The organism is Paenibacillus sp. tmac-D7 (genome assembly GCF_006519665.1).
GTDB lineage: Bacteria > Bacillota > Bacilli > Paenibacillales > NBRC-103111 > Paenibacillus_G > Paenibacillus_G validus.
On the sequence record NZ_VIDW01000068.1, the window covers coordinates 1 to 19021 of the forward strand.

Genomic DNA, 19021 nt, shown 5'->3' on the forward strand with positions numbered 1-19021 from the left:
GCCGCCTTTACGAAGGAGGTGCAGAGCATTGGCAGCGAAAGACGACATGCGCGGCGCCGCAAGGGCTGCCGCCGCTCGACGGCATCCGGGTCATTCGACCCGGATGGTACCTCGGCGGCGCGGCCAAGCAGCGCTTTGCGCCCTCGCAAGCGCTGGCTTTGGGTCTGCGCGCGGCGGAGGCGCGGCGCCGCGTGATGCTGACGGCCGGCGACAGCCGGGCCGTGCGGTATTTGAAGGGCGAGACGCTGGAGCTCGCCCCGGATGAGCTGCACGCCGAAGGGGACGGCGTGCAGCCCAAAGGCTTCTGCCTCGTCTGCATCGACGGCTTTCCCGTCGGGTGGGGCAAATGGCAGGACGGCATGCTCAAGAACGAATATCCGCCCGGTTGGAGGTGGACCTAAGATCGATGAAAACGACACTACGCCTGGACAAGCTGCTGGCCCACTCGGGCTTCGGCACACGCAGCGAAATCAAAATACTCGTCAAGCGCGGCGCCGTTCAGGTGAACGGCAAAACCGTCAAAGACAGCGGCCTGCAGGTCAATGCCGAACGGGACGCCATTGCGGTTGACGGCGAGCCGGTCCGTTACCGGGAGTTTGTGTACATCATGCTCAATAAACCGCAGGGCGTCGTGTCGGCGACGGAAGATACGCGCGACCGGACGGTGCTCGATTTGCTGGACGACGGCTATGCGCACTTCGAGCTGTTCCCGGTCGGCCGGCTCGATAAAGATACGGAGGGCTTGCTGCTGTTGACCAACGACGGCAAGCTCGCGCACAATTTGCTGTCGCCGCGCAAACACGTCCCCAAAACGTATTACGCCCGGGTCGAGGGCGCGGTCGACGAAAGCGACCGGGAAGCTTTTCGCCGGGGCGTGACGCTGGACGACGGCTACGTGACGATGCCGGCCGAGCTTCGCATACTGAGCAAGGGCGAGCCGGACGCAGGACAGCTGTCCGAGATCGAGCTGACGATCAGGGAAGGGAAGTTTCATCAAGTGAAACGCATGTTTCTCGCCGTGAACAAACGGGTTGTTTTTTTGAAAAGAATGTCCATGGGCCCCCTCGCACTCGATCCGGACCTGAACACGGGAACGTACCGCGAGCTGACGACCGCCGAACTGGAGTCGCTGCAGGCGCATGCGGCACAGCCGGAGGCGGACCAATAAAGGGTTGCCCGATGAGGAGTGGAGAACCGATGAATTACCGCTTGATTGCGCTTGATGTGGACGGTACGTTGTTAAACGATAACCACGAACTGACCGAAAGGACGATTCGCACGCTGCGGCTGGCGCATGAAGCCGGACTTCGCATCGTGCTGTGCACCGGACGGGGACCCGCGAATGCGATCCCGGTGTTCGAGGAGCTTGGCCTGGAAGGGGTGCTGATTACCCACAACGGCGCTTCTACCGTGCAAACGCCGGGGGCGCAGGTGCTTCATCAGTTCAGCTTTCAAATGCAGGAGCTTGCGCCGCTGGTCGCTTATTGCCGCGAGAACGGCGTCCACTTTGACGTAAATACGCCGCTTGATCTGTACTTGGAGAAAGCGGAGGCCGCCGCGGCCGCGATGTACGAGCAGTTTCTGATCGTCACGAAACAAGTGGACGACGTACTCGCCATGGAAGAAGGCATCGTCAAATTCACGATGTTCGGCGACGGAGACCAGATGGATCGCGTGGAGGCCGCCTTCGGCCGGGAGTTTCAGCTGCCGGAGACATTCCACGCCATCCGCAGCGGCGTCGAGTTCGTCGACGTGATGGCGGTTTCCGCCTCCAAGGGCAATGCGTTGAAGCATTTGGCCGACTCGTGGGGCATCCGGCGTGAGGAGATTATCGCGATCGGCAACTATTTCAACGACGTCGACATGCTGCGCTTTGCCGGACTCGGCATCGCGATGGACAATTCCCCGGACGGCGTCAAGGAAGCGGCCGATGAGGTGACGTTATCCAACAACGAAGACGGGGTGCATGCGGCACTGATGAAGCATGTGCTTGAGCCGCTAGGAATCGGGCTCGGCGGTTGAAGTGACTTGTGAATGGAAGAATCGCCCGGGCATTCGCTGCCTGTAGCGGAACTCAGATATCTTATTCGCAGCTTATTCGGCGGAAGCCGATTTGCAGCTCGAATCATGCATCGGGTTCCGCTATTTTTGTTGGGCGGCTGTTTTCAAGTGGAATCACGCAACGGGTTCCTTGGCATGTCCCGTCTGCATTGGTTGACGGCTTGGGCCGGGGCGCATACTTTTCGCAGCAGGAAGGACATGCTAAGAACGCAACGTGCTAGTCGCTTAACCTAATTCATCTCAGGGAGGGAACCCGAATGAGCAGCGTGATGCTGAGGCCGGACTTGAGGACGGCAGGCGGAGAAGTATGTGACATTGTGTTTAAAAATCGGTTTGTTGGCACGCTGACGGTCGTTTATCGGGAGTCTGCCCGTATAGCCGGCTCTCTGCAGTTGGAGAAGGAAGTTTTGTCGGAAGCCGATAAAGAAGAGGTGTTCGAGCGCGTTCACGAGTATGTGCAGGCGTTTATGGATGCGATCGAAGCGACCGCGTGCGAAATCATGGTGACGTACAGCAGCTACGATCATGTCATCGCGACGGAACGCGCGGCGGCTGCGCACAATAACGGGTGGGACGAAGCGGAAGAAGACTTCGATTACGATACGGATTGGGCGGACAGCGATTCGCGGCTGGAGGATGAGGATACGTTCGACCGCGAGGTTTATACGCTGGCCGATTACGAGCTGGTTGTCGTCGGCGAGGATGAAGACACAATCGAATACCACGTTTACGATAAAGACGAGAATTGGATCGCCGAAGCGTTTATGCACACCGATGGGGCCGATATTACCGGCACGGTAAATTGGATGATCGAGCCCGAAGAGAAAGAGCTTGACGTCGTGGCCGATTTGCTGGTGCTGGATTTTGATGAGGATGAAATCGATACGTTCGTCATCCATATGCTTTACGATAATGAAGTGATCGAGACGATCGAGCTGACGCATGAGGATCTATTGGAGGAAAGCGAGCAGGAGTCGAACGAGCTTACCGAATACGGGAAGAAAAGCGACTACTCGATTGTCCTGGCCCGGGACGACGGCGACGTGCTGAGCTACGAAATTTATCAACAGTCGCGGGGCGGGCTGCCCATCGGAACCGCTACGATCGATATCAGCCAGCGCCAGCTTACCGGTTTTATCGACTTTCGCGAGCCGGGCAGCGAAGGGGACCGGGAGCTGATCGCCACGCTGCTGATGGAGGAGCTTGATAAGGAAAAGGATTATGAAGCCCTCAACTTGTCCATGATGCATAGAAACCGGTTGATCGAAGAAGTGCTGTTCGAAACCGAGACCATTCACTAAAGAGAGGCTTTGCGGGGCTCTCCAACGAACGGGTCCGTCTTTTTAATGTGAAAAGACCGCAGACCGTAAAAATGACGTGCAAATGGGGGACCATTTTGCACGTCATTTTTCGTATACCCGGGTACGTCCGCAGGACTAGGGCCTGCGCAGCCCTTTCGGGTAATGATTCTTGATCTGCGTGCCGGATTGCTTGCCCCAACCGAGCGCGAAGCCTTCGAAGGTGACAAGCGTCCAGCCGCTGCCCGGGGCAGCCGCATCCAGCGTTTCCCCCCGCAAATAGCGCTCGGCTGCGGAGCCGCCGTCCGCTTCCAGACTGACGGCCGGGATTCCCGACGCCAGCCTGGAAGGCAGCGCCAAGGCGAGCGCGTGCGAAGGCTCGGCGCGGTCCTTCTTCAGCTCGGCAAGGTGAAGCCCGGGCCGCAGTGTCTTCAGGCCGTGCAGCCCGTCGCCGGAGAGCGGGCTGCCCTCTGCGGCGGGAAACCAATAAAGCTGGTTGCCGAACAGCAGCGGCTCGCCGGGGCCGAGCCAGGCTTGCAGCTCGTCGGCCCACGCTGCGCCCCCGATGCTTTCGGCGAGCCGGCGGAACGAGCGAAGCGCGTCTTCTTCCGGTCGCCCGGTTGCGCGCTTGCCTCGGGCCGAACGCTCCTTGCGCCGGGTGATCCCCTGGGCAGCGCTGTACGTTGACGCTGCGGCCTCGGCGCTCGGCTCCGCAAGTTCCAGCAGCGCGACGAAGTGTCCTTCCCCACGCTGCCGGTGCGGCCAGATGCGCTCCATGCGAAGAAGCCGCAGCGCGGGGAACCGGGTCAGCAGCGCTGCGACGGTTTGCTCGTTCTCCTGCTCGTTAAACGTGCACGTGGAGTAAGCGAGCCGCCCGCCCGGCTTCAGCATTGTGACCGCCGCTTGCAAAATATCGAGCTGTCTGGCGGCGCACATGTCCACATGCTGGGGCGACCACTCGCCGATCGCATCCGGATCTTTCCGGAACATGCCTTCGCCCGAACAGGGAGCGTCCACCATCATTTTATCGAAAAAGCGCGGGTATTTCGCCGCGAGCTGCTGCGGCGTCGCGCTGACGACGACGGCGTTGGCGATGCCCATACGCTCCACATTTTCAGAAAGGCTCTTCGCCCGGACCGGGTGGATCTCGTTAGACACGAGCAGCCCTTTGCCCTGCAGCTTGTCCGCGATGTGCGTCGATTTGCCGCCGGGCGCGGCCGCAAGGTCCAGGACGACATCGCCGGGTGCGGGGGCGAGCAGCTCGACGGCGGACATGGCCGACGGCTCCTGAATGTAATACAAGCCGGCCGCATGCAGCGGATGCTTGCCCGGACGGCGGTCCTCCGGATAATAGTAGCCGCTTTCGCACCACGGTACGGGTTCCAGGCCGAAGGCCTCCGTCAGGCTGCGTACCGTTTCTTCACGCGCGGCTCCGATTTTATAGGTGTTCAAACGCAGGCCCTGCGTCCTTGGTTCGCCGTAAGATTGCAAGAACGCCTCCGCTTCGCCGGACAGCAGCCGCCGCATTTGTTCGATGTAAGCTCGGGGTAAATCGACCATATTCGTTTCCTTAACTCCTTTCCATTCGTCGCGAACACATTAGCCTTCATTATACAGCTTTCCCTATATTGTGAGAAGCGAGGCGTGCATGGTATAATAGTTTGATGTTTTTCGGAAAAGGGGGGAATGCGCCGATGGAATACGATTTTCCTAGAAAAGTGCAAATCTTAGGCGAGGACATCCAGAAGAGCGAGCTCAAGTATCACGACCGAGAGGTGCTCGTTTCCAAGGAGTTCACGTTCGACAGCGCCCACCATTTGCATTGCTACGAAGGGAAATGCAAGAGCTTGCACGGCCACACGTACAAGCTGCAGGTCATCATGCGGGGCAAAGTGGACGAGCGCGGCATTACCATCGATTTTGCCGATATAAAGCGGATCGCGAAAGAACGCGTTATTGATAAATTGGATCACCGGTATTTGAACGACGTGCTGCCGCCGATGAACACGACGGCCGAGAACATGGTCGTCTGGATGTACGAGGAGCTGTCCGGCGCCTTGAAGGCGGAAGGCTTGTATCCGGCGGTACGTCTCGAAGAAGTTCGCTTATGGGAGACGCCGACCAGCTTCGCTGCGGTGACGGCCAGGCTGATGGGGGAGGAATCTTGATGTCTTCACCCGTAATCAAGCTGCCGATGGTGGAAATTTTCGAAACGGTTGAGGGAGAGGGCACGCGTGCCGGATTCCCGACCGTTTTTGTGCGTCTGTTCGGCTGTAATTTGCGCTGCACGTGGTGCGATACGAAGTACAGCTATCCGCCGGCAGAAGCGGAGTTCGTCATGTCGGTCGACGAGATCGTGAGCAAAGCGACGAGCTTCGGCGCGAAGCATCTATGCTTGACCGGCGGCGAGCCGCTGCTCTACGGCGACAAGTCCGCCGCGTTGATTGAGGCGCTGGCCGGGACGGGACGTTACGAGGACATTCATATTGAGACGAACGGGGCGATTGAGCTGGAGCCGTTCATTCGTCGCATCACCTCGCCGAACGTGCGGTATATTATGGACTACAAGCTGCCCGATTCGGGCGAAGAGGATAAGATGGCGACGGCGAATTTCGCACTGCTTCGCAAGCAGGACGAGCTGAAATTCGTCATCGGCAGCGACCGCGATTTCGAAGCGGCCAAGGCGGTGCTGGAGCGTTATCCGACCGCTGCGCTGCCGTTGTTCAGCCCGGTTTGGGAAACGATGCCGCCGGCCAAGCTCGTCGGGCTTATGCTGGAGCACGGCCTGTCGCATGTCAAGCTGAATATGCAGCTGCATAAGATCATTTGGGACCCGGCGGCCCGGGGCGTGTAAGGGAACAGGCATGATTTCTGAAGGAAGAAGGTACGGCTTGATGAAAAAGGCGGTAGTTATTTTAAGCGGAGGTCTCGACAGCACGACGTGCATGGGAATCGCGCGCGAAGCCGGGTATGACGTATATCCGATTACGTTCGATTACGGCCAGCGGCAGCGCCGCGAGATCGAGAACGCAAGGCTCGTTGCGGAATTTTACGGAGTGGCGGACCGGCATAAGGTGATCTCGCTCGGATTTCTGAAGGAGTTCGGCGGCAGCGCTTTGACGGACGATTCGATCGATGTGCCGCCTGCCGGGGAGAGCGGTCCGGTCGAATCGGACATCCCCGTCACGTACGTGCCGGGACGCAACCTGCTGTTCTTGTCCATTGCCACTTCGTATGCGGAGGTAACGGGGGCGGAGGCGATCTACATCGGGGTCAATGCATTGGATTACAGCGGGTATCCCGACTGCCGTCCCGAATTTATCCGCAAGGTGGAGGAAGTTATGGCGCTGGCGACGCGCGTCGGCGTGGAAGGGGTGCCGATCAAGATCGAAACGCCGTTGATCGATTGGACGAAGGCGGAAATTATTCGCCAGGGCGAGCGGCTCGGCGTGCCTTATCACTTGACGACTTCTTGTTACAACGGACAAGAAGAAGCGTGCGGGGAATGCGACAGCTGCCGTCTGCGGTTGAAAGGCTTTGCCGACGCGCAATCGTCCGATCCGATCGCTTACCGGAGCTTGTAAACCCTAACGAAATCGGCGAGAAACCGATCCAGTCCGAAGAAACGCAAGGCTCCGGCGGTACCCCCGGCTTGCGGTTCTTCGGACTTTTTGTCGTATTTGGCTTGCAGCGGCGCGCCTTACCGCATTCAGCGGAATTTCAGGCAGTCTTCAGGCTGCATTCAGATGAGGGGCGTACGATAGCGTTACGAGCCGGGACCCGGCGTACAAGGCGTCCAAGGCGTACAATAAGACAAAAGCCGTCCAAGGCGGCGGTTGAGGAAGGGAAAGCGACTGCGATGCGCGCTCTGAAAGGAATCAAGATTTTACTGGTGGACGATGAACCGAATATTTTACAGTTTCTCGAGCTGGGGCTCGTTAATGAAGGGTTCGAGGTGTTTACGGCGCAGGACGGTTTGACGGCCTTGACGCTCGCCGAAAAGGTTCGGCCGCATGTCGCCGTTCTCGATGTGATGATGCCGGGCATGGATGGGTTCGAGGTATGCCGTCTGCTGAAGCAGGAGGAACAGATTGCCGTCATCATGCTGACCGCAAAAGAAGAAGTGAACGATCGGGTCAAAGGGCTGACGCTCGGCGCGGATGACTACATGAGCAAGCCGTTCAGCTTTGACGAGCTGCTGGCCCGCATTCATGCCCGCGTCCGCAACCAGTTTCCGCATCTGTTGGGCGAGGTCCGGATCGGACCCTTCAAAATCGATGACCGCCGCAAGGAAATCAGCTATCGGGAGCGGGTGCTCGAGCTCTCGCCGACGGAATACGATCTGCTTCACTTTCTGGTCATCAACAAAGGGATCGTGCTGAGTAAAGCCGTCATCCTGGACAAAGTATGGGGCTACGATTTCGGCGGGGAAGAGAACATCGTGGAAGTGTATATCCGTTCGCTGCGGGATAAGTTGAACGACAAGGAGCATCGTTTAATTCGAACGCTGCGCGGTGCGGGCTACCGGGTTGACTTGTCATGAGCGCCGCGCGAAGCCTGAAGGGAGCGCTGCATCCCCATTCGCTGCGCTTCCAGCTGCTTTCGCGGTCGCTTATGATTCTCGCCGCGATTTTGCTGCTGATCGGCGGTCTGCAATACTTGCTGATGCAGCAGTTTCTGTACCGCAATCAAGCGATGACCATTCAAAGCCAAATCCTGACGATGCCTCACGATATGTGGATGCCCGGCGGTGGCGGACGGATGCCGCGGAAGGACGAGGTTGCGCTGCCCGGCCGACCGATGTCGAACGGGACGATTGCCGGGGTGAAGCTTGCTTTCATCGACGCAAACGGCGGCTTTACGGTGATTAAAGGAGACGAAACGTCTGCATCGGACACGGAGGGAGACGGCGGCACGACCGGCAGGCGAGAAACCGCCGCCGAGAGCATCCCGCGCCTGGCCCCCCAGGACTATAGCGATGCGTTAGACAATAAGAGTGAAGTCGACTACCGGATCGTTCGCGGTGCGAACGGGGAGAAGCAGATGGTCGTCCTGCAGCCGGTGAACGCCCGCGGCCGCCTGCAGGGCGTCGTGCAGGCAAGCATCGGGACGCGGTTCCTGGACGAAGTGCTGTTCAGCCAGCTGCTGACTTTCCTCGGGCTCGCCGCGATCGCCTTATTGTTCGGGCTCGTGACCTACTTGCCCGTACTGAAACGAACGCTTGTGCCGCTGAACAATATCATGCGTACGGTGGAGCAAATCGACGCCGGCCAGCTGGCCCAGCGGCTGCCGACCGGACAAGGGCAGGCCGAGATCGACCGGCTGTCCTATTCGTTCAACGGGATGCTGCAGCGGCTGGAGACGTCTTTCCTTGCCGAGCAGGAGGCGAAGGAGAAGATGCGCCGTTTCGTCGCGGACGCGTCTCATGAGCTGCGTACGCCGCTGACGTCGATTCACGGCTTCCTCGAAGTCTTGATCCGCGGCGCTGCGCAGCATCCGCAGCAGCTTGACCGGGCGCTGCGCAGCATGCTCAGCGAGTCGGAGCGCATCAACAAGCTGGTCGCCGACTTGCTGCTGCTTGCTAGACTTGACCGGACGCCCGAGGTAGAATGGACCGAGGGGCTGCTGGACCGGACCGTTTTGGAAATGGAGCCGCAGCTTCGGCTGTTAGCCGGCGAACGGACGCTTCGCTTGTCGATTACACCGGAAGTGAAGGCCGTGTTCGATCGCGATAAAATCAAACAGGTGCTGCTTAATTTGTTTCACAATGCGGTGCAGCATACGGATCCCGAGCAGGGGCGGATTGCAGTCGAGCTGACGCATGAGCGCAGCGGCTGCGTGCTGCACGTCAGCGATAACGGCGCGGGCATACCGGAGGAACAGCTGCCTCATGTGTTCGACCGGTTTTACCGGGTCGATTCGGCGCGTTCCCGCGCGCAGGGCGGAGCCGGACTCGGCTTGTCGATCACGAAGTCGATCGTCGACCTGCACGGGGGAACCATTGAGGTCGAGAGCGTCGAAGGCGAGGGGACGTCATTCCGCATTCATCTGCCGCTTCACCCGCCGGGAGCCGTTGCGGATTCAGGAGCTTAACCGGTTTGCCGCTTAAGATCGTCCATGGAGGCCTACGGATGGAAGATTTGAACTGGATCATTCTGAAGGAACTGTACAGGCAAAAAAACATTACGAAAACGGCCGAAAGCTTATTCATATCCCAGCCGTCGCTGACGAATCGCCTGCGGCAAATCGAGAAGGAATTCGGCGTGCTGATTGTGCACCGGGGCCGGCGCGGGGTGCATTTTACTCCGGAAGGCGAATATTTGGCCAAGTGTGCCGACGAGATGATCACCCGTCTACGCAAGATCAAAGATCATGTGCTGAACATGGAGAATCAGGTCGTCGGCACGCTGCGGCTGGCGGTCACGAATCTGATCACGCGCAAGACGCTGCCGAGGCTGCTGAAGCTTTTTAAGGACCGGTATCCGAGCGTAGAGTTCAAGGTAATGACCGGCTGGAGCAAAGACGTGTTTCACCTCATATACAACCAGGAGGTGCACGTGGGCTTCGTACGCGGCGAATACGCATGGCCCGGTCAGAAGTATTTGCTGTCGGAAGAGGCGATCTGCATCGCCTCCAAGGAGGAGCTGCAGCTCGAGCGTCTTCCGTATTTGTCGCGCATCGATTACCAGACGGACCCGCTGTTCAAGTCGCTGATCGACAAGTGGTGGACCGAGCATTATACACAGCCGCCCTATATAGGCATGGAGGTCGACAAATCCGAAACATGCCGCGAAATGCTGCTGAACGGACTCGGCTACGCAATCCTGCCGCACTCCGTGCTCGGCGATGCGGAAGGCTTGTTCAAGCAGGACCTGCTTGACGCCGAAGGGCAGCCGATCGTGCGGCGCACATGGATGTATTATCACGAAGAGACGTTGGAGCTGAACCTGGTCCGCACGTTCGTCGAGTTCGTGAAAGCGCTGGATCTGAAGGAAGGGCTTTAGCCTGAGCCTGACCCCGAGGCGGCAGCTATTCGTTTTGGCTATGGCTGACGATACGCAATCCGTATTTTCACTGGACCCATTGGTAGATTACAATAGGGGCATACTCCTAGAAGAACGGATGATTGGACATGACGTTACGAGTGATATTGCTGATTGCGCTTTGCTTTCACACGATGATCTACTTGACGAGGCCGCTTATTACGCTCTATGCGTCCGAATTGGGCGCCGGGACGATGGATATCGGCCTGCTGACCGCCGCTTATGCGATTTTGCCGCTGGCGTTCGCGATTCGCGCGGGCAAGGTGGCGGATCTCGTCGGCGACAGGCTGCCGATTGTGCTCGGGTCGCTCGGAGCGACGATCGGCGTGGCGCTGCCGTATTTGTTTCCTTCGATGGCGGCGTTGTATGCGTCGCAAGCCTTGGTCGGCATTTCGCACGTCTTCATTACGGTGTCGCTGCAGAACGTGCTCGGCAATGCGGCGACCAAGGAAACGCGCGACCAGGTCTTCGGCATTTTCAGCATGTTCGTGGCGATGGGATCTTTCGTCGGGCCGGTTATCGGCGGTTACTTGGCCGAGCACTTCTCTTACGGGGTCGCCTTTATGACCGCAGGCTTCGTCGGTATGCTGCCGCTCAGCCTGTCATTCCTGATCCCGGTCATCGTTGCCAGGAAGGCGCCGGCTGCAGAGGCGGAGCCCGCCGAAAGCGCAAGCTCGCTTCAGCTGCTGAAAATTCCGGTACTGCGCAAGGCGCTGGCTTCCAGCGCGCTCGTCTTGTATTCGAAAGACATCTTCATCGCCTATTTTCCGTTATTTGCGGCGGGGGCAGGCGTTTCCGAATCGAGCATCGGCTGGATCATTGCCGTACAAGGATTGGCCATGGTATTCGTACGCATGCTGCTGGGAAGAATGACGGGCAAATTCGGCCGCGACCGCGTGCTGCTGTCGTCTATTTTTGTGGCGGGGCTGTCGTTTATACTTGTTCCGTTCGCCGGTCATGTATACTTATTCGGCGTGCTCAGCGCGATGATGGGCCTCGGCCTTGGCTGCGGACAGCCGCTGTCGATGACGACGACTTACAATGCTTCGCCGAAGACGAGAACCGGCGAAGTGCTCGGACTGCGTCTGGCTTCCAACCGGTTGTCGCAGCTGCTGGCGCCGATGTTCTTCGGGCTTGTCGGCAATTCGGTCGGCCTGCTGTCGGTTTTTTATGTGAGCGGCGCGTTTCTGATCGGCGGCGCCTTCCTGACCCGCGCGAAGCCGGGCGAGGAGCCGGAGGCGACAGGAGCGTAAGCCATGCGCCGCTATGCATAGCGGAACGGCATTATCTTAAATGAGGCAATTTTCTATTTTTCAGAAGAAAGGGAGCCTTTTCCTTCTAAATGCGACAAGTCCGACGGCGCCGGAAATCCCGGTCGTCCGTCGGACTTGTTTGGTTGCCGTGCCAGCCGCCCGCTTCGGGACGGTCAGCCGTTCGAGTCCGTCTCCGGCTCTTGAAGCCGCTTGTCCCGCCAGAACATGACGGTCAGCATTCGCTCAATCCAATCTTTATCGAGCTCGGTTAATTCAATGCCGTCAAAGATCAGATCGTTCTCCTGCAAAAAGCGCCGCAGATTAACGCGCGGTCGGCCGATGGCAGCGGGTTGTCCATCCGGTGCCGTCGGCTCGGGCTTATCCAAGTAACCGGCGATTTTCATGAGCTCGGTGTAGGGCGTATTTAACCCTTCGGACAGCTTCATCAGCACGTCGGGGGAAGGGACGCCCCGATTGCCGTTCTCCATCTGCGAAATATAGGCGGCGGACACCCCTGAGCGATCGGCCAACTCGCGGATTGTAAACCCTTTTAATTTGCGCATATCTTTCAATTGTTCATAAAAAGGCATGAAGGACACCTACAGTACGGGTAGAATAAATAGGATGAAACGGAAGGTAAATGTTGGTTAACATTCTCATATTAACAGTAAACTTTCGGCAGCACAATGGCAGGTATCGTTAAGGGGCGGGACAACAGGGGAACGGAGAGGAGGAGCAGGCGGCTAAAAAAAAGAGCGCTGCAAGCGCTCTGTCACCGCGGACCGGGGAAGACTTGCAGCGGCTTGCCTTCTTTATAATAAAGCTCCGGCGATAATAGAATGAAAAAAATATGCACGTTGCGATAGTCATGGGCGAACAGCAAATCGTGGATGGCGGCCGCAAGCTCGTCGTGAAGGCGCTGCGCCCGGGGAAACATCATAATTTCAACGGACAATGGCGTATTCGTAATTTGCAGCACTTGAAGCAGCTCGAGTTTTACCTTTTCTTTCGGAATGTCTACGATCGAGGCAAATTGATCGACAACTGCAGGGGCTATTTGTTCGACGAACGGGGCAGGGAAACCTTTGAAGCGTAAATACGGCATTTTAATCCCTTCATTTCGTATGGTATAGGCGGTTGCAGCGATATGTCCTATCTTTGTGATTTTAATCACAAGAAACGAGGTTGTCAATCCTCTGACCGATGCAGCGGCAGCTTTTATTCAAAAAATACTCGGTGCTCCCCGCTCGCCCGCATGTTAACAAATGTAAAAATATTTTGTTGCACAAGTGAATAATGGTGGTATAATGGAAAATAAACAGGAAGATCTTGGGGGAGATGGAAATGCGGATCATTGCGAGAACGAATGCGGTTGTGAAAGCACGGATCGTGAAAGGCTTGACTCAGCGCCAGCTGGCGGAGCGTTCCGGATTAAGCTATGCCTATGTCAGTTTGTTGGAGCGATCGATGAAGACGGTAGGTCCCGGTACGGCGAAGAAGTTGAGCGAGGTGCTGGAGCGGCCGATGGAGGAGCTGTTTCAGATCGAATGAGCGTCATGTCGATACGGCGGCAAGCTGCGCGATGCCGGGATCGGGCTGGCGCGCCCGTCGCCGGGTGCGATCGGATCGTATTCTCGCTGCCGCCGCTCATGTATTCGCTGCCGGACTCGTCCGGCTATCGTTTTCTCATTTCAAAAAACTCGCATAGCGCTCGCTGGTGATAAGCGACGTCGCTGACTCCGGATTGCAGAACGACGGTCTCCTCGGTGAAACGAACGACAATCCCGCCCGAATCGACGATATGGTCGTCTTGAAACACGCGTATGGGCACCTGGCGTTCCTGCGCCTCTTTGAAATCCTGATCGGTCGTTAAACGACGATTGTGAGCCATATCTAAGTTCCTCCTACGGTTCGGTTACTCCCACCCGACCACTTTGTTTTTGCCGCTTGTTTTTGCTTTGTACATGGCTTCGTCGGCCTGCTTGACGAGCTCGTCCGGGCCGACACCCTTTTTCAACCGGCTGTAGCCCATGCTGACCGTCACGATCGTTTCCGCCTCGACGCGCGAGCGGATTTGTTCGGCTAATGCGCCGGCGCTGGCGTCGGGATCGGTGATCAGCACAACCATCTCCTCGCCGCCGTACCGGCCGCAAATCCCGGCTTCGTCGGTTTCCTCCCGAACGATCTGCGCAACTTGCTTCAGCACTTGATCGCCCATATGGTGCCCCTTCGTATCGTTCAGCTTCTTGAAATTATCGATATCGCTGAAAATGACCGATACAGGCATCCGCTGTTGAACCGCTTGGTGGACCCGGTTTTGGAAATATTTGCGATTATACAGCCGGGTTAGCCCGTCTGTAATCGAAGACATATAAATCGCCTGCATCAGCTCGATAACCCGCTCGAATATAAACAAGAACAAGATCGAATGCAGCACGAACGGAAGCGTTTGCTCCAGCAACCGCAGGGCGGGCTGATTGGCGTCGAAAAGGTACAGGTTTGCCATATGCACCGTATGCGTGACGAAATAAACGGTCAGTATCGCCTGGTATTTGCCGTTCTGTCCGATGCGCGGATTCACGAGCAGGAAGCTTAAGAACAACAGCACAAACAAGTACAGCTCCAAACCGAGCGGACGCAGCAGCCGGGAGTTATCGTCGCCGCTCTGGAGCCAATTGGGCGCAAGCCAATACGTAAGGGAAACGGCCGCGGTCGCCAGCACAAAAAACATAAACGTGACGATGTCCCTCTTGCGCGTCGGATTGTATAATTGGTAGATTCCGATATTGATCATCACGAAGGCGAGCACCTTCAGAAGAAGCGCCGCGAAGGCTTCCACGTCGCTCATTTGCGGACTGAAGGCTTTGGCGATCAATTGTCCGTATTGAATCAGCACAATGCCGAGCGCGACAATCATCGAGAAGTAGCCGATCTTCCGGCGGGAGAGCAGCAGGCGGATCGAGACGAGCAGGGTCATTGCGATGATGACCGTCAGCATAGAGTAAAGCCAGACCGTGCCGGTCGGTCCGAATAATACGTCGGATAACGTAATACTGTCCATAAATTCGTGTATATGCCTCCGTCTCAACCTTAAGGTGACTCCCATTATACCAAACGTACATTCGATTAGGGAAGTCTTGTCGTATGTTTTCATACCTGTTAGGATGGTAGGTAGGGAACAAGCCTACAACTTTGGGGAGACCGGGGGTTTATTTTTCATGCGAGTGCTTCAAGCTTTGTTTTTTCCGCCGGAGCAGCCGGGCGGGGTTTCTTCCATGGTTCCGTTCATGCTGGACCGGTTCAATAAACGGGGATGGGAGATGGAACTGTTCTCGCTGCCTAAGCGCATCCGCGGTAAAGGCACGGAGGAAGTTCGTTTCTCGACCTTCGATTGGACGGTTTACGCGGGTAATCCCATTGTTGACAAGTATATTCAAACCTATAAAGATTACGTCTGGTGGACGAAGCTGCGGATTCAGAAGTCGTTCGACTTGATTCACGCGCATCATCCGATCGCCGGCCTCGTCATGAAACAAGTGTTCCCGGAAACGCCGCTCATCATGACGGTGCATTCCAGTTACGAGAAAGAGCTGATCCTGAACGGGAAAATTGCGGAAAATGGACCGGAGCACGCCTTCCTGACTTCGATTTACCGGGAGCTCGAGGAACGTGCGGACCAATTGATCACGGTGTCCAATTCGTTTAAACATTATATGGCCGATTACCTCCAGGAACCGGAGCGTGTCGGGGTCATTCCGAACGGCTTCGACGAGAAGCGGTTTCGTCCCGTACAGCACGAGAACAAGGTGCCGCAGCTGATCTCGGTCTGCCGTCTCGTGCCTGCCAAAGGGCTCGATACGCTGCTGTACGCTTGTGCCGAGCTGAAGCAAAAGGGCCACAAGTTCGTGCTTCATCTGATCGGTGACGGGCCGATTCGTCAAGAGCTGGAGGAATTGGCGGTTAAGCTGGATATATACGAGGAAACGATTTTTTACGGGTATATTTTACATCCGGAAGATTTCATGCCGTTCTTTGACGTGTTTGTGCTTCCGTCCCGCGCCGAATCGTTCGGTTCCGTATTTGCGGAAGCCGCGCTGTGCGGATTGGCCGTCGTCGGCACGGATGTCGGAGGGATCGGCGAACAGATCGAACACGGCACCAACGGACTGCTTGTGCCCGTTGATGACGTACCGGCGCTGGCGGCCGCGCTGGAGAAGGTCATCGGCGATCCGATGTATCGATACCAGCTTTCGCGGATCGCGCTGGAGAAGGCGCTTAAAGCGTATTCCATGACGCGTGTCGTGCAGCAGCTGCGAGCTGTGTACCGGTCTTATAAGAAAGAATAAGTGAAAAGGAAGCGGGAGCCCGTGCTTTGGGAGAAGCGGCTTCCGCTTTTTTGGCTTTTACAAGCAGGGATAAAAGAAAGGAAGGGATGGACATGCGGTCCTTCCGATTTATACATGCCGCGGATTTGCATTTGGATTGTCCTTTTAAAGGGTTGACCGGTTTACCGGAGCGGCTGCGCAGCGATATTCGGGACTCGACATTCGCCGCCTTGGACCGGCTGGTCGAGCTTGCGCTTCGAGAGCGGGTCCACTTTGTTTTGTTTGCCGGCGATATCTATGAGGCCAAAGATCGTTCGCTGCGCGCCCAGCTTCGCTTTCAACAGGCGCTGGAAGCTTTGGCGGCCGAAGGCATACCGGCCTTCATTATTCACGGCAACCACGATCCGCTGCTGGAAGGGTATACGGCTAAGCTGAGGCTGCCGGGTGGCGTCCGCGTATTCGGCTGCGAAGCGGTGGAAAGCGCTTTGGTTTATGCGGAGGACGGGCAGCCGCTGGCGCGAATCTCCGGCATTTCGTTCGACCGGGCGGCGGTGACCGATAATTTGACCCCCGGCTATGCCAACTGGGGGGACGGACTGTTTCATATCGGACTGTTACATACGAATGTGGACGGCGACGGGGAGCACGGCAATTACGCGCCCTGCCGTTTGGCCGATCTGCTTGGGCGGGGCGTCGATTATTGGGCGCTTGGCCATATCCATACGCGGCGTATTCTTCACGAGCGGCCTTGGGTCGTTTACCCGGGCAACGTGCAGGGCCGTCATATCCGGGAAACCGGGGCGCGCGGCTGTTATGTCGTGCGCGTGTCCGAGCAGGGGGAGGCGGAGCCGACGTTCCATGCGCTTGACGTATGGCGATGGGAGGAAGGCGAGGTGCCGATCGAGGGCTTGGATTCGGAACAACAGCTGAAGGAAGCGTTGGAGGACGCTTTGTTTGCTGCGCGCGAACGGAGCGAGGGACGTTCGGCGATCGTTCGGTTGACGCTGACCGGCCGGGGTCCGATGCACGCGGTGCTGAGAAGAGCAGGCGCCTTGGCGGAGCTCGCCTCGATGCTGCGCGAGCAGGCGGGAGACAGCTGGCTCGAAAGCTTGACGGATCGAACGGGGGCTCCGGTAGACCCCGAGAAGCTTGCGGCGCAGTCCGGCTTTCTGGGCGAGCTGCTTCGGCTTTCGCGCGAGACGGCCGGCGACCGCGAACGTTTCGACGTCTTCGCGAAGGAAGCGCTTGGTCCGCTCGCCGCACATCCGGCGCTTGCGTCGATGTGGACCGATTGTACGGAAGAAGAACGCCAGGCGATGATGAAAGAAGCGGAAGAGCTGGCGATCGATCTGCTGGCATCCGGGGCGGAAACGGGGTGGAACGGATGATCCTCGAACGGATAGACATTCAGGCATACGGCTCCTTGCGTGAAGTAACGCTTCACACCGACCGGCCGGTGACGCTCGTCTACGGTCCGAACGAAGCGGGCAAAAGCACGGTGCTGGAATTTATTCGCACGGTGCTGTTCGGATTTACGACCCGCGGCGGCACGACCCGCTATGCGCCGGATCCGGCCGTCATCCAGGGCGGGGCGTTGACGGTGCGGGACGCCGCCGGGCGCCGCATTCGGGTGGAACGCTGGGACCGTTCGGCGGACGGGCGCGGCAAAACGCCGGCCGCCGGCGCAGTCAAGGTCGTTTTCCCGGACGGGACGACCGGCGGGGAAACGGAATTGGCGGCGTTGGTCGGAGGCCTGACTCCGGAGCTGTTCCGCCAGTTATTCGCCTTCGGGTTATCGGAGCTGCAGGAGCTGGGCACTTTGCAGTCCGATGAAGTGAGCGGCTTTCTGTACAGCGCGGGTCTCGGCCTCAGCGGCACGGCGATTCAAGCCGCGCAGAAGAAGCTGACGCAGGAGCTGGAGCAGCTTTACCGGCCGCGCGGCCGGACGCCGCTCGTGAATCAAGCGCTGCGGGAGCTTGCGGCGGTGGAAGAGCGGCTGCGGGCGAGCCGGTCGGAAGCCGAATCATACCGGCTGCTGGTGGAAGAAGGGGCACGGTTAACGGAACGGTGCGGCGTCTTGGAGGCGGAGCTGGAGCGCCTGCAGCGGGAAGCGGGGGAACTGGACCGCAGCCGCCAGGCGCTGCAATTCGCGCGCCGTCTGGAGGAAGTGGAGCGTGAGCTTGCGGCGCTGCCGGGGTCGCTCGACGAGGTGCCGGAGGACGCCGTTCTGCGAGAGGAAGCGTTCGAAGCGGAGCTCGAGCGGTTGACGACCGAGCTGGATGCGGTGACTTTGGCTGCGAACGAAGCGGAAGCGAAGCTGGCCTCGCTGGAGAGCGGGCGGGAGCGGCGTGAAGCGATACTCGCCCGGCAAGCGGAGCTGGAGTCGCTGCTCGATCGGCTCGCCGCCTACGAGGAAGGCAAGCGCCAGCTGGCCGAAGCGGAGGCGGAGGAAGAACAGCTGGGCCTCGGCCTGGAGCGGTTATTGCGGCGGATCGGGCCGGGTTGGTCGATCGAAACGCTGGATCGTCTGCCTTCGACGGTGATGCTTCGCGAGCAGGCAGCGGGCTTTCGCGACGAGTGGCGCGCGTGGCAGCACGAAGACGCGCTGCTTGCGGCGGAGATTCGGCGCTTGGAAGGAGAGACGGCGGTTTCGAATGAGGCTTCGGCCCGGGATGGCGTTGAGCCGCCGAACCCGTTCGCGGGCGGAGAGACGGCAGCATCTGCGCTGGAGCGGGTGAAAACGGCACGACGCTTGTTCGGCGAGTGGAAAGACGCCCAGCGGGAGATTCGTTACGCGGAGCAGCGGTTGCGCGATTTGGAGCGGCTCGGACAAGGGGCGGCTCCTGACGGCGAGGCTGCCGGCTCGGGCGCGTCCGGGGTCCCCGTGATCGGCGTTTACGCGCTGACGCTGGCGCTGCCTGCCGCGCTGCTGCTGTTCCGCGAGACGACGGCAGCGGGCGTCGCTTTCGTCCTGCTGCTCGGCGCAAGCGTCTGGTTGACGCTCGGGCGCCGCGGATCGCGTAAGCCGGAGCGGCTTTCCG

The 19021-nt window shown here is 58.5% G+C and carries 20 protein-coding genes; 15 read left to right on the forward strand and 5 right to left on the reverse strand.

Annotated features, from left to right (window positions below; genetic code table 11):
• From FKP33_RS25210 to FKP33_RS25225, 4 genes are all read left to right on the forward strand, one after another.
• Nucleotides 1–401: RsmF rRNA methyltransferase first C-terminal domain-containing protein (locus FKP33_RS25210; RefSeq protein WP_181410279.1), on the forward strand; the 401-nt coding region annotated here is incomplete at its 5' end.
• Between the two features lie 5 nt (nucleotides 402–406).
• A complete protein-coding gene (locus tag FKP33_RS25215) occupies nucleotides 407–1168 on the forward strand; it encodes a pseudouridine synthase (protein ID WP_141336671.1) in 762 nt (253 codons plus the stop codon).
• 29 nt (nucleotides 1169–1197) lie between these two features.
• Complete coding sequence (locus FKP33_RS25220) at nucleotides 1198–2022, forward strand: Cof-type HAD-IIB family hydrolase (RefSeq protein ID WP_054798353.1); 825 nt, start codon at nucleotides 1198–1200, stop codon at nucleotides 2020–2022.
• 296 nt (nucleotides 2023–2318) lie between these two features.
• Nucleotides 2319–3362, forward strand: coding sequence for a hypothetical protein (locus tag FKP33_RS25225; RefSeq protein WP_141336672.1), 1044 nt, complete (start codon nucleotides 2319–2321; stop codon nucleotides 3360–3362).
• A gap of 135 nt (nucleotides 3363–3497) precedes the next feature.
• Here FKP33_RS25225 and FKP33_RS25230 read toward each other — a convergent pair whose 3' ends face one another.
• Complete coding sequence (locus FKP33_RS25230) at nucleotides 3498–4919, reverse strand: RsmB/NOP family class I SAM-dependent RNA methyltransferase (protein ID WP_141336673.1); 1422 nt, start codon at nucleotides 4917–4919, stop codon at nucleotides 3498–3500.
• Nucleotides 4920–5053: 134 nt separating this feature from the next.
• Here FKP33_RS25230 and queD point away from each other — a divergent pair, with 134 nt between their 5' ends.
• The 7 genes from queD (at nucleotide 5054) to FKP33_RS25265 (ending at nucleotide 11655) form a co-directional block, all read left to right on the forward strand.
• The gene (gene queD, locus FKP33_RS25235; RefSeq protein ID WP_054798356.1) at nucleotides 5054–5527 is read left to right on the forward strand and encodes a 6-carboxytetrahydropterin synthase QueD; all 474 of its coding nucleotides are present in this window, start codon (nucleotides 5054–5056) and stop codon (nucleotides 5525–5527) included.
• Complete coding sequence (locus tag FKP33_RS25240; RefSeq protein ID WP_127610256.1) at nucleotides 5527–6213, forward strand: 7-carboxy-7-deazaguanine synthase QueE; 687 nt, start codon at nucleotides 5527–5529, stop codon at nucleotides 6211–6213. Before queD ends, FKP33_RS25240 begins: the two co-directional genes overlap by 1 nt.
• A gap of 40 nt (nucleotides 6214–6253) precedes the next feature.
• Nucleotides 6254–6943, forward strand: a complete 690-nt coding sequence (gene queC, locus FKP33_RS25245) for a 7-cyano-7-deazaguanine synthase QueC (protein WP_054798355.1) — start codon at nucleotides 6254–6256, stop codon at nucleotides 6941–6943.
• A gap of 275 nt (nucleotides 6944–7218) precedes the next feature.
• Nucleotides 7219–7902, forward strand: coding sequence for a response regulator transcription factor (locus FKP33_RS25250; RefSeq protein WP_141336674.1), 684 nt, complete (start codon nucleotides 7219–7221; stop codon nucleotides 7900–7902).
• Nucleotides 7899–9452 (forward strand): sensor histidine kinase, encoded by a 1554-nt coding sequence (locus tag FKP33_RS25255; RefSeq protein WP_141336675.1) that lies wholly within the window; start codon nucleotides 7899–7901, stop codon nucleotides 9450–9452. The genes FKP33_RS25250 and FKP33_RS25255 overlap by 4 nt, the downstream gene beginning before the upstream one ends.
• Before the next feature lie 38 nt (nucleotides 9453–9490).
• Nucleotides 9491–10363, forward strand: coding sequence for a LysR family transcriptional regulator (locus FKP33_RS25260; RefSeq protein ID WP_127610260.1), 873 nt, complete (start codon nucleotides 9491–9493; stop codon nucleotides 10361–10363).
• A 128-nt stretch (nucleotides 10364–10491) separates the two neighbouring features.
• Nucleotides 10492–11655 carry an MFS transporter gene (locus tag FKP33_RS25265; RefSeq protein WP_141336676.1) on the forward strand — a complete coding sequence of 388 codons (1164 nt, stop codon included), beginning with the start codon at nucleotides 10492–10494 and terminating at the stop codon, nucleotides 11653–11655.
• Nucleotides 11656–11828: 173 nt separating this feature from the next.
• Here the strand turns inward: FKP33_RS25265 and FKP33_RS25270 are convergent, their stop codons facing one another.
• The gene (locus tag FKP33_RS25270; RefSeq protein ID WP_127610264.1) at nucleotides 11829–12245 is read right to left on the reverse strand and encodes a helix-turn-helix transcriptional regulator; all 417 of its coding nucleotides are present in this window, start codon (nucleotides 12243–12245) and stop codon (nucleotides 11829–11831) included.
• A 182-nt stretch (nucleotides 12246–12427) separates the two neighbouring features.
• Nucleotides 12428–12760 carry a DUF1904 family protein gene (locus tag FKP33_RS25275; protein WP_127610266.1) on the reverse strand — a complete coding sequence of 111 codons (333 nt, stop codon included), beginning with the start codon at nucleotides 12758–12760 and terminating at the stop codon, nucleotides 12428–12430.
• A 233-nt stretch (nucleotides 12761–12993) separates the two neighbouring features.
• Between FKP33_RS25275 and FKP33_RS25280 the strand changes: the two genes are divergently transcribed.
• Entirely contained in the window at nucleotides 12994–13206 is a 213-nt protein-coding gene (locus FKP33_RS25280) for a helix-turn-helix domain-containing protein (RefSeq protein WP_258313555.1), read from the forward strand.
• A gap of 124 nt (nucleotides 13207–13330) precedes the next feature.
• On the opposite strand, the gene FKP33_RS25285 is transcribed toward FKP33_RS25280, so the two are convergent.
• Both FKP33_RS25285 and FKP33_RS25290 read right to left on the reverse strand, forming a co-directional pair.
• On the reverse strand, nucleotides 13331–13546 hold the full coding sequence (locus tag FKP33_RS25285) for a hypothetical protein (protein ID WP_054800421.1): 216 nt from the start codon (nucleotides 13544–13546) through the stop codon (nucleotides 13331–13333).
• Between the two features lie 24 nt (nucleotides 13547–13570).
• Nucleotides 13571–14743 (reverse strand): GGDEF domain-containing protein, encoded by a 1173-nt coding sequence (locus FKP33_RS25290; RefSeq protein ID WP_236595959.1) that lies wholly within the window; start codon nucleotides 14741–14743, stop codon nucleotides 13571–13573.
• Between the two features lie 130 nt (nucleotides 14744–14873).
• Here FKP33_RS25290 and FKP33_RS25295 point away from each other — a divergent pair, with 130 nt between their 5' ends.
• The 3 genes from FKP33_RS25295 to FKP33_RS25305 all read left to right on the forward strand — a co-directional run.
• On the forward strand, nucleotides 14874–16001 hold the full coding sequence (locus tag FKP33_RS25295) for a glycosyltransferase family 4 protein (RefSeq protein ID WP_127610267.1): 1128 nt from the start codon (nucleotides 14874–14876) through the stop codon (nucleotides 15999–16001).
• A 92-nt stretch (nucleotides 16002–16093) separates the two neighbouring features.
• Nucleotides 16094–17368, forward strand: a complete 1275-nt coding sequence (locus FKP33_RS25300; protein WP_164751956.1) for a metallophosphoesterase family protein — start codon at nucleotides 16094–16096, stop codon at nucleotides 17366–17368.
• Nucleotides 17365–19021: AAA family ATPase (locus FKP33_RS25305; protein WP_236595960.1), on the forward strand; the 1657-nt coding region annotated here is incomplete at its 3' end. The genes FKP33_RS25300 and FKP33_RS25305, both read left to right, overlap by 4 nt.

Coding starts and splice junctions, on each gene's coding strand:
- FKP33_RS25215 (WP_141336671.1), top strand. CDS start 407: ATGAAAACGACACTACGCCTGGACAAGCTGCTGGCCCACTCGGGCTTC.
- FKP33_RS25220 (WP_054798353.1), top strand. CDS start 1,198: ATGAATTACCGCTTGATTGCGCTTGATGTGGACGGTACGTTGTTAAAC.
- FKP33_RS25225 (WP_141336672.1), top strand. CDS start 2,319: ATGAGCAGCGTGATGCTGAGGCCGGACTTGAGGACGGCAGGCGGAGAA.
- FKP33_RS25230 (WP_141336673.1), bottom strand. CDS start 4,919: ATGGTCGATTTACCCCGAGCTTACATCGAACAAATGCGGCGGCTGCTG.
- queD (WP_054798356.1), top strand. CDS start 5,054: ATGGAATACGATTTTCCTAGAAAAGTGCAAATCTTAGGCGAGGACATC.
- FKP33_RS25240 (WP_127610256.1), top strand. CDS start 5,527: ATGTCTTCACCCGTAATCAAGCTGCCGATGGTGGAAATTTTCGAAACG.
- queC (WP_054798355.1), top strand. CDS start 6,254: ATGAAAAAGGCGGTAGTTATTTTAAGCGGAGGTCTCGACAGCACGACG.
- FKP33_RS25250 (WP_141336674.1), top strand. CDS start 7,219: ATGCGCGCTCTGAAAGGAATCAAGATTTTACTGGTGGACGATGAACCG.
- FKP33_RS25255 (WP_141336675.1), top strand. CDS start 7,899: ATGAGCGCCGCGCGAAGCCTGAAGGGAGCGCTGCATCCCCATTCGCTG.
- FKP33_RS25260 (WP_127610260.1), top strand. CDS start 9,491: ATGGAAGATTTGAACTGGATCATTCTGAAGGAACTGTACAGGCAAAAA.
- FKP33_RS25265 (WP_141336676.1), top strand. CDS start 10,492: ATGACGTTACGAGTGATATTGCTGATTGCGCTTTGCTTTCACACGATG.
- FKP33_RS25270 (WP_127610264.1), bottom strand. CDS start 12,245: ATGCCTTTTTATGAACAATTGAAAGATATGCGCAAATTAAAAGGGTTT.
- FKP33_RS25275 (WP_127610266.1), bottom strand. CDS start 12,760: ATGCCGTATTTACGCTTCAAAGGTTTCCCTGCCCCGTTCGTCGAACAA.
- FKP33_RS25280 (WP_258313555.1), top strand. CDS start 12,994: ATGGAAATGCGGATCATTGCGAGAACGAATGCGGTTGTGAAAGCACGG.
- FKP33_RS25285 (WP_054800421.1), bottom strand. CDS start 13,546: ATGGCTCACAATCGTCGTTTAACGACCGATCAGGATTTCAAAGAGGCG.
- FKP33_RS25295 (WP_127610267.1), top strand. CDS start 14,874: ATGCGAGTGCTTCAAGCTTTGTTTTTTCCGCCGGAGCAGCCGGGCGGG.
- FKP33_RS25300 (WP_164751956.1), top strand. CDS start 16,094: ATGCGGTCCTTCCGATTTATACATGCCGCGGATTTGCATTTGGATTGT.